General features: G+C 68.1%; 15 protein-coding genes. 4 read left to right on the plus strand and 11 right to left on the minus strand.

From position 1 onward, the window contains the following. Positions 1-103 precede the first annotated feature (103 nt). From ACWC94_RS14760 to ACWC94_RS14780, 5 genes are all read right to left on the minus strand, one after another. Positions 104-403, minus strand: a complete 300-nt coding sequence (locus ACWC94_RS14760) for a WXG100 family type VII secretion target (protein ID WP_450796917.1) — start codon at positions 401-403, stop codon at positions 104-106. An 80-nt stretch (positions 404-483) separates the two neighbouring features. Beyond that, the gene (locus ACWC94_RS14765; RefSeq protein WP_450796918.1) at positions 484-834 is read right to left on the minus strand and encodes a WXG100 family type VII secretion target; all 351 of its coding nucleotides are present in this window, start codon (positions 832-834) and stop codon (positions 484-486) included. 141 nt (positions 835-975) lie between these two features. Then, positions 976-2,202, minus strand: coding sequence for a S8 family serine peptidase (locus ACWC94_RS14770; RefSeq protein ID WP_450796919.1), 1,227 nt, complete (start codon positions 2,200-2,202; stop codon positions 976-978). Positions 2,203-2,292: 90 nt separating this feature from the next. Next, a complete protein-coding gene (locus tag ACWC94_RS14775) occupies positions 2,293-3,900 on the minus strand; it encodes a hypothetical protein (protein ID WP_450796920.1) in 1,608 nt (535 codons plus the stop codon). A gap of 215 nt (positions 3,901-4,115) precedes the next feature. After that, positions 4,116-4,583: a hypothetical protein gene (locus ACWC94_RS14780; RefSeq protein WP_450796921.1), complete on the minus strand. Its 468-nt coding sequence runs from the start codon at positions 4,581-4,583 to the stop codon at positions 4,116-4,118. 333 nt (positions 4,584-4,916) lie between these two features. Between ACWC94_RS14780 and ACWC94_RS14785 the strand changes: the two genes are divergently transcribed. Further along, positions 4,917-5,633 (plus strand): hypothetical protein, encoded by a 717-nt coding sequence (locus tag ACWC94_RS14785; RefSeq protein ID WP_450796922.1) that lies wholly within the window; start codon positions 4,917-4,919, stop codon positions 5,631-5,633. Between the two features lie 4 nt (positions 5,634-5,637). On the opposite strand, the gene ACWC94_RS14790 is transcribed toward ACWC94_RS14785, so the two are convergent. From ACWC94_RS14790 to ACWC94_RS14800, 3 genes are read right to left on the minus strand one after another with little or no spacing between them, the layout of a single operon-like run. Beyond that, entirely contained in the window at positions 5,638-6,150 is a 513-nt protein-coding gene (locus ACWC94_RS14790) for a hypothetical protein (protein ID WP_450796923.1), read from the minus strand. Positions 6,151-6,186: 36 nt separating this feature from the next. Further along, complete coding sequence (locus tag ACWC94_RS14795) at positions 6,187-7,473, minus strand: putative T7SS-secreted protein (protein ID WP_450796924.1); 1,287 nt, start codon at positions 7,471-7,473, stop codon at positions 6,187-6,189. 19 nt (positions 7,474-7,492) lie between these two features. Then, positions 7,493-7,798 (minus strand): hypothetical protein, encoded by a 306-nt coding sequence (locus ACWC94_RS14800; RefSeq protein WP_450796925.1) that lies wholly within the window; start codon positions 7,796-7,798, stop codon positions 7,493-7,495. A gap of 419 nt (positions 7,799-8,217) precedes the next feature. Between ACWC94_RS14800 and ACWC94_RS14805 the strand changes: the two genes are divergently transcribed. After that, on the plus strand, positions 8,218-8,571 hold the full coding sequence (locus tag ACWC94_RS14805) for a DUF4333 domain-containing protein (RefSeq protein ID WP_450796926.1): 354 nt from the start codon (positions 8,218-8,220) through the stop codon (positions 8,569-8,571). A 112-nt stretch (positions 8,572-8,683) separates the two neighbouring features. Here the strand turns inward: ACWC94_RS14805 and ACWC94_RS14810 are convergent, their stop codons facing one another. The 3 genes from ACWC94_RS14810 to eccB all read right to left on the minus strand — a co-directional run bounded on the left by ACWC94_RS14810 (position 8,684) and on the right by eccB (position 11,860). Continuing rightward, the gene (locus ACWC94_RS14810) at positions 8,684-8,827 is read right to left on the minus strand and encodes a hypothetical protein (RefSeq protein ID WP_450796927.1); all 144 of its coding nucleotides are present in this window, start codon (positions 8,825-8,827) and stop codon (positions 8,684-8,686) included. 194 nt (positions 8,828-9,021) lie between these two features. Further along, the gene (gene mycP, locus ACWC94_RS14815; protein WP_450796928.1) at positions 9,022-10,311 is read right to left on the minus strand and encodes a type VII secretion-associated serine protease mycosin; all 1,290 of its coding nucleotides are present in this window, start codon (positions 10,309-10,311) and stop codon (positions 9,022-9,024) included. A 25-nt stretch (positions 10,312-10,336) separates the two neighbouring features. Continuing rightward, on the minus strand, positions 10,337-11,860 hold the full coding sequence (eccB, locus tag ACWC94_RS14820; protein ID WP_450796929.1) for a type VII secretion protein EccB: 1,524 nt from the start codon (positions 11,858-11,860) through the stop codon (positions 10,337-10,339). 207 nt (positions 11,861-12,067) lie between these two features. Between eccB and eccE the strand changes: the two genes are divergently transcribed. Further along, the gene (gene eccE, locus ACWC94_RS14825; RefSeq protein WP_450796930.1) at positions 12,068-13,429 is read left to right on the plus strand and encodes a type VII secretion protein EccE; all 1,362 of its coding nucleotides are present in this window, start codon (positions 12,068-12,070) and stop codon (positions 13,427-13,429) included. Further along, a complete protein-coding gene (locus ACWC94_RS14830; RefSeq protein WP_450796931.1) occupies positions 13,429-14,193 on the plus strand; it encodes a hypothetical protein in 765 nt (254 codons plus the stop codon). The genes eccE and ACWC94_RS14830 overlap by 1 nt, the downstream gene beginning before the upstream one ends. Positions 14,194-14,333: the final 140 nt, after the last annotated feature.

Genomic DNA, 14,333 nt, shown 5'->3' on the forward strand with positions numbered 1-14,333 from the left:
CACTCTCGCTTGTTCCTCTGGCTCGGATCCATGGCTCGGCACAACAGCAGGGTGGGCGCCTCCCGCGCGCGCCCACCCTGGAGTTGCTTCTGCGAGCCGTGTCCTAGTGGAAGTAGGAAGCCGCCTTCTTGTCGCCTTCCATGTACGTACCGCCGGACTGGGCGACGACGTGGCCGATACCCTGCAGCGCCTGGTGGATGTGGGCGGCTTCCTTGTCCCAGCGCTGCAGCTTCTCGTGGAAGCTGCCCTGGGCCTCGCCCTCCCAGTACTGCAGGCTGTTCACCACCAGACCGCGCAGGTCACGCAGGTCGTCCTCGAGCTGGCTCGCTTGGTTGCCGATGCTCGTCGCCGCGGTGTCGAGCCCGTCATAAGTGACTGACAGCCCCTCAGCGTTGTTGGCCATGCCTCTTTACCTCGTCTCGCTGGTGTGTAGCTGATGAGTGCGCCGGGTCGCCCGGCAGACGTTTCCGAGTGCTGCTCGGCTCAGTAGGAGCTCAGCGCGGACGGCGGGGTCGAGGAAGCACCGTCGTGGACGTCGATCTTGTTGACGGCCGCGCGGACCTCGTCTTCCTTGCTGTCCTTGATGTTGCGCGTCTTGGTCATGGACTCGACGACGTCACCGAGGATGCCGCCAATGGCGCGCAGCGACTCGTTGATCTCGATCTGCTTCCTGTCGAACGCAGCACGGCCGATTCCCTGCCACTGGCCTTCGAGGCTGTCGATGACGCCCTGAAGCGTGTGCGCACGCTTCTGGATGTTCTCGTACTTCTCGACCATCTGCTGCTGCAGCTTGACTACTGCATCATCTTGAAGCTTCTGCTTTCCGCCGGCCATGATCGGCCCTGCCTTTCGTGTGTCCGTTGTTGATCTGAAGGTTTCAGCTCACCGCTGTGCTTTTCGTGTCCAGCGGCGAGCACGCAGTGCCTGCCCTGTCCGAACGGCACCGGGCTGCTACGGCTGTTGATTCCGAGGAACTCACCTGGCGCGTCGCGCCCGCGCGATGGCCAGGGCGCCACCGCCGACCACGACGACTGCGCCGACGGCGCCCAGTACCACCCACGTGGTGTTGCCGCCGCCACTCGACGACTCCACGTTCGATCCTGCCGCCGAGGTCGCCCCGGTGGAACTCTTGTCCTGGGCTTGTGACGAGGCTGATGCAGAGGGAGAAGAAGAGACTTTGGGGGCTACAGGGGCCACGCTTTCCCACCCCTTGCTGCGGTCCTGCTTCTGGAGCGGATCGACATCGGCGGGGCCGGGGTCGTAATTCTTGTCCTTCAGGACCAGGCGAGGACGGATGATTCCATAGCCGAGGTACTTGCTCGGCTTGTCCTTCGGCCAGGTGCGTCCAGCGGTGTCGAGAAGGGCTCGCTCGACCTGATACACCGTCCAGTCGGGGTGCGCGGACCAGATCAGGGCGGCGGCGGCTGAGGTGAGGGCGGTGGCTGGGCTCGTGCCTTGACGGTTGTCGCAATAACGGACGGTGCCGCCGTCGCAATAGCCTGGGTATCCCTCACCGGGGGCTGCCAGGTCGGCATAACCTCCACTCGAGGCAAAGCTCGATACCGTGAGGGACTTGCCGACAGAGGCGACACCGAGGACGTATGGGTACGCCGCGGGATAATCGGTATAGCCGTTCTTCCCCTGGTTACCCACGGCCGCCACCAGCAGCTTGCCTTTCGAGAGCGCGTATTTGACCGCAGCCTCGTCCTCGGCGCCACCCATCCCACCGAGCGAAATACTGATGATCTTTGCGTCAGTATCGGCGGCGGCCCTCAGTGCCTGGTACGCGTCCGGAGTCCTGGCCTCTTCCTTCGCTCCTTTGATGCCCTCGACCTTGACACGGTACGGAACAATCTTCGCGCCTGGCGCCAGTCCCTTCAGCCCTCCACCTGCCCCAGTACCTGCGATCAACTCGGCCATGCTCGTGCCGTGGCCCGCGTAGTCGTCCGTCGCGTGATAAGCCACCGCCTTGGGGACCTCATCGGTCAAGACCTGTCCCTTGAGCGACGGCGTATTCGCGTTCACTCCAGAGTCGATGAGCGCGATCTTGACACCCTTCCCCGTGCTCACCTTCCACATCTGTTCGGCTTGCATGGGGCCCAAGTACCACTGCTTGGACTGTTCGTCGGACGCAGCGGCACCTGGTGCCAGACCGACGGTCACAGCAGTCAGGGCGCCAACGGCCGCGCCCACCGCACGCACACGTCTTCCGCAGCGCGCCCTGCGGGCCACAGCCTGCTCGGCTCGTCGGCTGGTCCCTGACTTCATGGCGTTGACTGTCCTCGCTTGCGTTCAGTTGGTGACCGGCGGCACATCGCGCCGGGCCTTGTTCGGCAGGTGTGTCTCTTCGTCCTCGACCAGGTAGTCGGGTCGCGGAGCTCCCTCCGCCTTCCGCTCGTCGCCGGGCTTTCCCCTCTGGCCGGCGCCACGCGTGAGGCCGGCACCACCACGGGTCATGCCGTTGCGTTCGGCCCCTGCCTCGGAGTTGCGCGCGGTGGGCCTGCCCGTGACAGCCTCGGTCGACCGGGCACCGGTACGGGACCCCGTGGCGCCCGAACCCGGCCGCGCCGAGGATTCGGGCGTACCGAAGACACCGCGCTGGCCCGGTCGGCCCGTCGTGGCCCGCGTGTTGGCCTCTTCCTCTCCGCCGACGACCGTGCCGCGAGGAATCCTCGACGCGTTCTTCGCCGACGGGTTCGTGGTGGACGGCCGTCCCCCGACGACTCCGTTGGACCGGGCGGCCCCCGTGGCCGGTCCGTCGCTCGTACGCGGTGTCGCCGCGCCTGTGGGTCGGGGTGTGCCGCCCGTGATACCCCGGCCCATCGGCGAGGAGGACCTCGGTCCGGAACCGGTGCCCTTGACAGCGGACTGGCCAGTCGACGTGGCCCGGCCCATCTGGTCCATGGGTCCTCGCCCGATGGCGCGGCCCGAGCCCTGGTTGGGCAAACCGGATGTACCTGCGCGCCCCTGTGCAGACGGCGGTGTACGGAAACCGCCGGCGCCATTCAAGCCCCGGCCCGATGTGGCAGGGGGCATGGGGAGCCTGAACCCGCCGCCGTCGAACACGTTGGGCTGACCGCCGCCTGTGGGCGGCGTGCCGGTGACCGGGGGGGTGTGACTGGGCCCGGGAGCGGTGGTCGTGGGAGGCGGCAGCGTGCCGGTGGTGTCGATGTGCGTACCCACCGGGACGTCCGGGTGCCTGACTCGGTCCGTGGTGTCTCGCGAGGGTGCCGGCGTGTCGTTTGCAGGTGCCGGTGTGTCGCCAGTGCCACTCGCACCCACATGACGCACCGGCTCCACCGTCACATGATGCCCCCCGACCGCTGCCGAGCCTGTGCCTTGGTAACCGTGTGATGCGGAGCCCTGCGGACCGGAAACGTCATATTTGGCGGGTGCGGGCACGCCGACGTTCGGGAGGTCGTCGAAGCGGGGCGCGCTGCCGTGCAAGTCGCGCAGCGACTGGTTCGACACCGCGTAATACGACGCCAACCGGTTCATCTGGTTGACCGCCTCTTGACGGTGCTTCTCCACCGTTACGGCAGTGGCGTACCCCTCTTTGTCCGCCGTCTTTTCGGCCGCCGTGAAATCCTCGGGCCGCTTCGCATGCGCTCTCGTGTCACGAGGAAGCCGCATGGCGTTGCGGACAGACGCCAGCCCCTCGGCGGCCGCGGTGATCGAGTCACCGGCTCCGCCCGCGAAGTCGGCCAGTCCGTGCGCATGCTTGACGAGACCGTCGCCCCATGTGCGGAAGTCGTCGCCCGCCTTGCCGACCCAAGGGACCGTGTCGAACTTTCCCTTGAGTGTTTCAGCTGCCGCCTTGATGGCATCGCGCGCGTCCCAGAGGGCCCGTCCAGAGGACTCCAGGTCCTCCGGGTTCGCCTGCTCGACCAGGTCGATCATCGCGTTGAGTGGATAGGTCCCCGGGGCGTCGAAGTCCGTGTGCTTGGCCATGGCCTGCCCGTACGGTGTGGCCTTGACCGCAGAGCGAAGGAGGTCGACGGGATTGAGAAAGAGACCACCGGTGCTGGGCTGGTCCCCGAGGCCCCGGGCCAGGTCGGTGAGGCCGTTCTCCGCGGAGACCCGATCCATGTCCGCCTTGTGCTTGTCGGTCATGCTCAGATCTCTCCCTTCTTGCCGTCGCCGGTGTTCTTGTCGCCCTTCGGATTGAGCCGGTTGATCTCCGCCTGGATCTCGTAGAACCTGCGACGCTGCTCTTCCTCGAGCTCGGTGAAGGTGCCCTTCGCCCCCTGGACCGCGATGCCGATCGCCTCGATCTGCAGATGCAGGTTTCTGGAAAGGTTCGTCAGCGCCTGGTGGACCTCGTTGAACGTCCCGTACAGGGCGTCGGCCTCATGGAAGGGTGCAGATCCGCTCCTGAGCGACGTCTGCCGGATCGTCTGGTCCCCGACTCGCGCCGGGTTGCCCGGCGACTTCTCCAGATCTGCCAGAACGCCGTCCACCGTGTTGACGAACTGCGTCAGGGCGTCCTTGCTGACCTCGAGGTTCGCCGCTGACCCGCCCCCGCTCATGTTCCTCCCCGTTTCCCCGTGCACCATCGGCCCGATCGGATCGAGACCGACCATCGGCTCACCGTACGATCGCAAAGCGAGCCGCGCCTCACAACGCGTTTACCACTGTAGTCACCCTGCACAACGGGTCCAACCGGCCTGTGTGTTAACTCAGTTACGATGCTGGCCCCGGTGCCGAGCTTTGCCCGGTTTGTCGCGCCGGAGCGAGCGGTTCCGCCAACTCCCGGACGCGCTACGCCGGGCGGCACGGCCCCATCGTGGCCATGGTCGACACAGCCCGCATCTTACCGTTTGCGATCTTCATGGAACTTCCACACCGGAGTCACTCGGCCCAGCAAGCGGAAGGCTTCGTTCACGCCACCGTCCGCGTCCGCCATAATCTGGGACATGGAGCAATGGGCTGGGATTCTGGCGAAGGTGCTGATCGTCGCTTTCATCGCGGGCATGTTCGCCCTCGTGTTCACGGTATCTGCACGCGGACGCAAGAAGAGCACACAAATCAGAGAGGATTATGCGCAACTTGCCCGCATGGCTCCGGAACGTGGGTGGACATACGAGGAACGTGCGCGTGGCCGGATCGATCAGTATTGCGGTGCCGGGCCCATGCCTGGACGCGGGAGCAATCTGAGCGCGTGGCACTACACCACGGGCGAGTTCCGAGGTCGTTCCTTCACGTACTTCGAGTACCGATACGTCAACCCGATGTCGGGCGCTGATGCGGTGGAACGCAAGCAGCCCATCGTCGAGACGGTCTTCGTCGTCACGACTCCCGGCTCGGCGCCCCCCATGGAGGTACTTCTCCCGAGCAAGCTGGACTCCGTTCTGGACCGGAGGACCAGGACACAACTCGGCGTACCGGAATTCGATCAGAACTTCCGCCTTGTCACCACGCACGAGGACTTTGTCCGGAACACCCTGACCAGCACCCTGGTGCCCTTCCTCCTCGAGGATCCCCGAGCGAAGAAGTCACCGCTCCAGCTACGGGACAGCGAACTGTTCACCTGGTACAGGGGCACGCTGTCTCCGCAGAACGTCGACGAAAAGCTGAACTACCTGTGTGACGTCCTGGACCGGATTCCGGCACAGGCTTGGACTGCAGCCTGAGTAATCAGAGTGCGTCTGCCTCAGCCGGCCGTACTGTCCGCAGGAAGGCCTGGAAGTCCTCGATGACCGCGTCGAGTTGTGTCGGCTTCGCGGTCAGCACGAATTCAAGCACCGCACGCTCCGCCGGATTCCTGACATCCTCCATGCCGAGGTAGAACTGGCTCTGGAGCAGTTCCAGCGGCTCTCCCCGGAGGGTGGTGTGGAGGCGGAGGTTCTGGACCACGCCGGGAGAATCCGTCAGGCCGGGGATGTCCGGAGTTCCCACCTCGGCCTTCTTGACGACCTCCACGGTCCCGGCCTGTTCCAGACGCCGCACCGACTCTTCGGCGATCTGCCACATCGTGGCACTGTCACTGCGCATCCGCCCGGCGATCGTGATGTTCGCCGTGAATCCGTCGATGGAGGCGGGATGGAGTGCGACGAAGGCAACGCCCGGGGCTCCCACCTCGTCCGGCGGTGCCGCCTGCCAGCCGTCCGGCAGCGAGAACGAGATCTTGACCGGCAGCGTGGTCGCCATGGTGAAATCCACTTTCTTGATGAGCTTCAGTTGAGCCTAAAGCCAACTGCCGACCGTGTCGTCCCAGGTGTCGCCCACCCAGTCGGCCGCGTCACCGACCGAGTCGACCATCTTGTGGGGATCGACGGTGACGTCGAACGAGACCTTGCCGCCGACGCCCAGACCGACTCCCAGTTCGCCGCCGATGGTGAACTTGCCGTCCTTCATGCCCAGGTCCGCGTTGGCGGAAGCGCCGACGCCCGCCCACGCCTCACCGGTGACACCGGCACCGACTCCGCCGACGTCGGCGGAGACCGACCCGGTGGCCTTGGCTCCGGCGAACGCCTCCGCGCCGGCATGCAGGCCGTCCTTGCCGACGCCGACGTTCGCGGAGGCCTCGGCGCCCACATAGGCCTTCCCATCGGCCTGGGCAGCGGCAATGCCCCATTCCGCACTGCCGTTCGCGGAGGCCTGCGCCAGGTAGGCACTACCTGAGACGCCGGCCTGCAGCCGTCCGTTGGTGATGCTCGCACCGGCGGCTCCGTCCACTCCGAGCACGGACACACCGGCTGCGCCCTTCAGCTTCACACCTCCCACGGACCCTTCCTTGCTGACGCCGTCCGACCAGACGTTGGCGTCTCCCGTCCACTCGGCGAGTTTGACGGTCAGGTTGGTCTTCCCGCCGGGCGCGGCTGGGTCCCCCGGCTCGGCCGATGGCTTGCTTCGGACGAACCAGTTACCGTCGGCGTCCTTGCCCCACTCCTTCTCCTGGTGCCACCGGCTGGACTCGCCCCCCAGCCATTTCCGCGTCTCCCACTTCCACCGGTTCTGACTCGTCTTACCGACCCCGCGGTCCTCGAGCCACTTCCAGTCGTCGACCTGCTGCCTGGCCTTCGTAAGCCAGCCCGGGCTGTGCGCGGCACCCCCCGCCAGATCATCCAGTTTCCTCGTCAGTTTCTCGGCCTCGGGCCTGAGCTGTTTCTGCGCGGCCCTCAGCGTCGTCTCCGCCGTGTCGTGGTGTCCGGACTTCCACTGCTCGATCGCCGTGTGGGCCTGCTTCTGGGCCCAGTCCAGCGTCGAGGAGTACGAGGTGATCTGCTGGGCCGCGCCCGACATGGCGTCGGCCGCCAGGTACCAGTTGGTCTTCTCCTTGGCCAGGGTGGGCCAGAAGACGTCACTGGCCTGGCCGGTCCAGCCCTGGATCCTCAGGTCGCGCAGGCCGTCGCCGATCTTCTCGAACTTCTTGGACCAGCCGGTGAGGGTGGTGGCGAGACCGGTCAGCTTTCCGGGGTCCCCCGGGATGAGGTCCTTGGGGTCGCTCGTCGACCCCAACTCGTCTGCCATGGCTGCGGATTCCCCGTCCCTAACTCAAATCCGTCTTGACCGAATTCGCCGCGTCACGGATCGCCTCGTCCGTCTCCGCGTAGTCGTTGTTGGCCTTGTTCAGCCCGCCCGCCAGGGTTGCGGTGGAATCCGCGAGGAACTGTGCTCCCAGCTGCCATGTGGCACAGAATGTGACCAGCGAGGCAGCGGCCGAATCGTCTCCCAGCGAAGTACCTTGCTCGGCCGGGTCCTTGAGGTCCACCTTCTGGACCGGCGTGAGGCATTCCAGAATGTCCGAAGCGCCTTTCTTGAGGACTCCCGGCCCCACTCCAAGATCAGCCGACACGAGATCCCCGTCCCCTTTCTTTCAACCCCGCCAACTCATACGGCCGTTGGCGGCGCCCCACAAACGCTAGCACCAACATCATCATGCGAATGCCGAGCTCATCTGCCCCGCCAGGCGCCTTTCGCCGAGCGCCACCGGCGACACCAGGGCCGCAGCGTGCGTCAACTTCCGGGAAACTCAGGGCTGTTGCGTCACCCTGCCGACTTCGAATTCACACCAGCGGGTGAGGCGCTGCACCTCGTGCACGGGATATGCAGGCCTTTTATGCACCTGGGACCGCTCGCGGAGAAAGTGAAGAACTTATGGAGCATCATCTGGTGGTTGCAAATGACTGGTTATGGCTTGCGCATGGGCACAGGTGCTCGCCAAGTATGCTCTCCGGGTCTTCTTTTCATCGCCAGCCCCTGTGGAGTGTCACCATGTCCAAAGCCCGGATGACCACAGCCGTTTCGATTCTCTCGGCCGTGGCCGCCGGCTCGCTGCTCGTCGGCTGCTCGGGCTCGGTGAGCGTGAGCAAGTCCGAGCCGAAGGTGTCCGCCGACAAGCTGGCCACCACGGTTTCCGAGCGGCTCGCCGCGCAGACGGGCCGGCCGAAGCCGCACATCACCTGCCCCGAGGACCTCACGGGGAAGGCCGGCACCAGCACCCGCTGCAAACTGACCGCGGACGACGGCAGCACGCTGGGCGTGACCGTCACCGTCACCTCCGTCAAGGACGGCCAGGTCAACTTCGACATCAGGGCCGACGACAAGGCCTCTCCGGCCCCGAACTGACCAGGTCCGGGCGGACCTCCCTCGCGGCATCCGTCGCCGCGTCAGTCGCCGCACCATGCCGCATCCGTGGGGGCCGGGTGACGGTCGCGCCGGTCTGTGCGGCTCGGCCGCCTCAGTACGGGTCGAGCTTGTCCCCCGGCGGCGACTTGCAGTCGTCGAAGGAGAGCGGGGTGCCGGAGCCGTCCGTCGTGGGCGTGTTGCCGTCCGGGCGCCCGCGGCCCGCCGTAGCCCGCTGGTCATCCCGCCGCTGCCCCACGGCACGTCGTCAAGGACGCGGAGGCCCCGGTCGCCGTGGGGATGCCGATGCGGGCCAGGGCGAGGAAGAGGACGCGTGCGCCGGCGGGTTCGTGCCCGCGTGCCAGGAGCGCGCCCGGTCCGCCGCGACGCAGGCCATGGCCGGCTGCACGGCGGACCCGGTCAGGCTCAGTGCCTTCTGCTTGTCCAGGGTGTTCAGCGACCGGCCCGGGGCATCCGTGCGCGCCTGCGCCGTGCGTCCCGAACCGCCACCGCCGTACCGCTCAGGCCCGCCACCAGGACCAGGAGACCGACGACCACGTAGGTCGCGATACGGGAGTTCCGTTCCTCCGCCGTCTCGCCGAAGTGCAGGGGCGTGACGGACGGGGCCTCGGCCCTGGACACGCCGCCCTCGGGCTGGGGGGACTGGACGGGGTGTTCCGGGTCGACGTCCGTCAGTGCCTTCACGGGGTCCACCACGCCCCAGCCGACCAGCTGGTCATGCCCCGGGATCGAGCGTTCCGCGGTCTGCTCGATCTGGGCGACGACCTCCTGGGCCGACCAGTTGGGGTACTTGGACTTCAACAGGGCGGCCACCCCCGCCACATAGGGGGCCGAGAAGCTCGTGCCGTTGTCCGAGCAGTGGCCGCCGCCCGGGACCGTGGAGATCATGTCTACGCCGGGTGCCGCGACGCCCACCGTGTCCTGCGACTGTGAGAAGGGCGCCCGTTCGTTGTTGCGGTCGGATGCGGCCACGGCCAGGACGCCCTTGTACGACGCCGGGTAGGTCAGCTTGACGTTGCCGCCGAGGCCGTCGTTGCCGGCCGAGGCCACCACCACGACCTTCTGCTTCAGGGCGAAGTCGACGGCGTCCTCCAGCTTCGAGTCCTTCGGGTCGAGCGCCTTGGCCGTGTCCTGGGAGATGTTGATGACGTCCGCGCCGGCGCGGACCGCGTCGTGGATGGCCTGGGCCAGGGTGTCTGCCGTGCCGTCGCCTTCGGCGTCGTTCTGCTTGATCGGGATGATCGTCGCGTCCGGGGCCAGGCCGACGAAGCCCGTTCCCTTCATCGGGCGGGCCGCGATGATGCCGGCCACGCGCGTGCCGTGACCGACCGTGTCCGTGGTGCCCGACTTGTTGCCGCGGTCGATCTTCTCGCCCTTGGCGTTCTTCGCGGGCAGCAGGTTCTCGCCCTTGGCCGCGTCCACGGCCTTGGTGAGTTGCCGGTTCTTGACGTCGACTCCGGTGTCGATCACGGCGACCTGGACGTTCTTGCCCGTCGACTGCGCCCACAGCTCGTCGAGGTTGACGCGTTGCAGTGCCCACGGCCGGCCCGTGTACGGCTTGGACGGGAAGGTGCACTGGCCGTCGTCCGCCAGGGCCGGGGAGGCGGGGAGGGCGATCACCGTCGTCGTCGCGGTGAGGGTCACCGAGGCGGCCAGGGCCGCCGCTCTCGCCGCGGTGGCCGATGTCCTGGTCCCCGGCGTCCTTGCCTTCGCCTTCAGCATGATTCCGTTCTCCTCCGCCCCGCCGCTACGAGCCCTGCGGCTGCCGGGCCGCCGCCTCCGACAGACGCGGCCCCGTCGGCAGGAACGTGGACCACTGCATGGGGATGGGGGTGGGCGTCACCTGCGCGTAGCCGAGATGGGTCTGGGCGATCTTCGCCTCCTGCAGCTCCTCCTTGCGCTTCTTGGCGGAGGTGCCGACGCCCTCGTTCTTGGAGTCGTTGTCGCTGTTGGACTGGAGGGCGTAGCGCAGGCCGGTGTCGGTGACCAGGAAGACTCCGCCGACCGTGGTCTCCGTGCCCTGGAACTGACGGTAGAGCTGGCCGGAGCCGGGGGTGACGTACCCGCTGGAGGAGCCGGTGGGCAGCTGGTCGGGGAAGTCCTTGCCCACCCAGGTCGACAGGGTGGTGCTGCCCTTGGCGCCGACCGAGCGCAGGACGTTGCAGACCGTGTTGCGGCCACTGGTGGCGCTGGAGCCGTCGTTCACCGTGTTCGGCTTGTACGTCGGCCAGTTCTCGCTCATGCGGAACGTGGTGCTGTCGGCGACCGCGCCGGGGCTGACCTGCTGGGCCTCGCCCGCCTGGCCCACCTTGAGGAGCTGGGGGCTGTTGAGCAGGAGCGTGGCCGTGAACTCGGAGACGCGGGCCACCTTTCCCTGAAGCACGACGTAGTACTGCAGGGTCTGGCCGTCGTACGCCTTGATGACCTCGCCGACCTTGTCGTACTGCACCGGAACGATCCCGGCGCCGGCCTTCGCACCGGGCGTGCCCTGGATCCTCGGGATGGAGACCGAGTCGCCCTTGTGCAGGGTGTCGAGCCACTCCTGGGAGACGCGCTGCGGGGGGCGGCCCTGGGTGTCGAGGGCCTTGAGTAGTTCCTTGTCACCGGGATCGGCGATCTGGTACGCCGTGCCCCGCGCGTCGACGACGTACTGCGTCCTGCCGTCCGGGGCGACGACGTACATCAGATCTCCACGGGTGAGCCTGTTGGGCCCCTCCGTGGTGGACCATTCCTTCTTCGCGAGTACGAACGCCGCCTTCTGGATGGCCCGGCCGCCGTCTCCGGGACGTTCGCAGACCGCCCAGCGCTTGGCTGCCGAGGCCTCGTCCGGGGAGGGCAGGCGGTCGGGGGCGTACGGGATGCCGATGGTCACGCCGTGCGGGGGCTTGCCGCTGTCGAGGACCTTCTCGTCGACGGTGATGACGCTGTCGTTGTCGGGGCTCAGGAGCAGCTTGGCCGAGGCCATGTTGAGGACCGGGTGCAGCTGCTTCTGGTTGCCCGTCTTCAGTACGACGTAGCGTGTGGTCGACTCGCTCGCGACGATGACGTGCTTTTCCGGGTCGTCCCAGCCCTTGGGCGCCGTCGGACTGAACATGCCGATCCCGCCGAACACCGCGAGGACCACGGCACCGACGACGAGGCCGGGCACCAGCGCGCTCAGCGGTTTGGGAGCGCCTTCCTCCGAGCCGGAGGGCGAAGGCCGAAGGAATGATGCGAGCGTGCGGCGCTTCGCGAAGGTGTAGGCGTTGAGTTCGTCCCGCCGTGATGCCATCTGTGTCCGCTCTCTCCCCGTTGCGGAGCCGTGGGGGACCTGTGAAGATCCGTCCCCCGCCCTCGGTTGCCTCTGGTGACTCGACTGTCAGACCCGCCCCCTACTATGCCTGTTGCGTGGACGTGCTGGTGGCACGGGTAGGGTGCTCAGGGCTTGAAGGGACCGGAGCTGAAAGGGTTTCCGGGTGAGTTCGGGGGTTTTGGAGTGATGGCTTCCGCAACGCGGACCCGGTCGCGATCGCAATCGGGATCAGGACCTCGTCGCGCGCGCCGGTCGAGTGGCCGCGGCGATTCTTCCTCCCAGCCCACCGCCCAGCAGGCACCCACGCCCCCTCAGGGCGCCTTCTCGCCGCATCCGGAGTCCCGCTCGGGTCGTGGCGGTTCGTTCGCGCTGCAGCGGCTGGTGCTGCTGGAGATCGCGGCGGCGCTCCTGGTGTGCGGGTGGCTCATGGGGACGGTCGCGCTGATCGCCGTGTCCCCCGTCGCCGTGCTGTTCGTGGTGCTCGCCGTGGTACGACGCCGGGGTCGCTCCCTGCCGGAATGGCTCAGCACCCTGCTGGCGCTGCGGGCCCGTAAGCGGCGGGCCGCGAGCACACCGGTGCCGCCGGGAACCGACTCCGGTCTCGCGCCCGCCGTGGAGTGCGACCCGACCCTGCGGACGTACAGCTACAGCCGCGGGGACGACCGCGACCAGCGGCCGATCGGCATGGTCGGCGACGGTGGATTTCTGACCGCGGTGCTCCAGGTGGAGTCGGACGCCGACGCACTGCGTGCGGAGCGCAGCCGCAGACCGCTGCCGGTGGCCCTGATCCGGGACGTCCTCGAAGTCGACGGGATCCGGCTGGAGTCGGCGCAGATCGTGGTGCACACCCAGCCCGCACCCGCGCTGCACCTGCCCCAGCAGTCGGTCGTGGTCAGCAACTACGCGCCGCTGCAGGCCCAGACCGGCTCCCCTGCCGTACGCATCACGTGGATCGCGCTGAAGCTCGATCCCGAGCTGTGCCCGGAGGCGGTGGCCGCGCGCGGCGGCGGACTGACAGGCGCGCAGAGGTGCCTGACGCGCGCGGCCGAGCACCTGGCGAGCCGGCTGACCGGCGCCGGCTTCCGGGCGAGCGTGCTCACCGAGGAGGAGCTGACGGCGGCCATCGCCACCTCCGCCTGCGCCAACCCCATGGTGACGGCCCAGGCCGGGCGGGGCGAGGCCCCGCAGCGTCGTACCGAGGAGTCCAGCCGCAGCTGGCGCTGCGACAACCGCCGGCACACCACCTACTGGGTGCGCCGCTGGCCTCAACTGGGCGGGGCCGGCGGCTCGCTGGCCCAGTTGGTGGCGCAGCTGACCGAGGTCCCCGCACTGGCGACGACCTTCAGTCTGACGCTGGCCAAGGGTACGCAGCAGAACGTGGCCATCACCGGCCATGTGCGGATCACCGGCCGCAGCAACCAGGAACTGACCAACGCACGCCGCGACCTCGAGCGTGCGGCACGACAGGCGCGGACCGCTCTGGCGCGTCTGGACCGTGAACAACTCCCCGGCGTTCTGGCCACCCTGCCGCTTGGAGGTGCCCGCTGATGGCCCTGTCGACATCGTCCGCGCCGTCGCGCACCACCGCGTCCGCGCCCGGCCTCGGCGAGCGGCTGCGCACCGGCTTCGGTCTCCTGGGCCCCCGCCACCCGCGGCACGCGCTGCCCGCGGAGCAGGCCGACGCCCTGTCCCTGCCCATCGGCGACGACGGTGTGGTGGTCGGCGACAACGCCGAGGGACAGCCCGCCGTCCTCGGGGTGAACCGTCCCACGCCCTACGACATCGTGCTCATCGGCGGCCTGTGGACCGCACAGGTCATGGCGTTGCGGGCGGCGGCGACAGGGGCGCGGGTGGCCGTCGAGACGGGGCGCGCGCAGGCCTGGATGCCCATGGTGCACGCCATGGGCGGCGGGCAGAACGGCCTGGCGGTGTACGAGGTCGGCCGCGTGCCCCCGCAGGGTGCCTCGGCCGGTACACCGGTGCTGGTGGTGCGGGACTGCGGGATGCGGCCGCCGCGCGGACGCGTGGTGTCGGCTCCCTGGCAGTCCGTGCTGACGCTGCTGCCCTACCTGAGCCCGGTGGCGCCGCGGTTGATGCGTCAGGCGCGTCTGGTGGGCGTGCAGCGGGTGTCGCCGGACGAGGCGGCGGAGATCGGGCGGGTGATGGGGCTTCCGCGTCCCGAGCTCGAAACGCTGCCCACGCTTCCGGACGGGGTGACGCTCTGGTGCACGGAGCGGGACCGGCAGTACGTGGTGACTCGGGCGACCGACGCCGAGACGGGACTGCTGGGCGTGGCACGCCGGATGGACTGAGACGGCGTCCAACTTGGCCGTCTTTCACGCGCGCTGGTGGCTTGTCGCCTGAATCTGCCCGTTTCAAGGGCTTCTTCCGATGCGTCTTCGTCACGTTTTGGTGTACGCGCCCGTGCGACGCAGCGGTCTCGGGCCCGGTG

The sequence above is a fragment of the Streptomyces sp. NPDC001135 genome, from assembly GCF_053598395.1.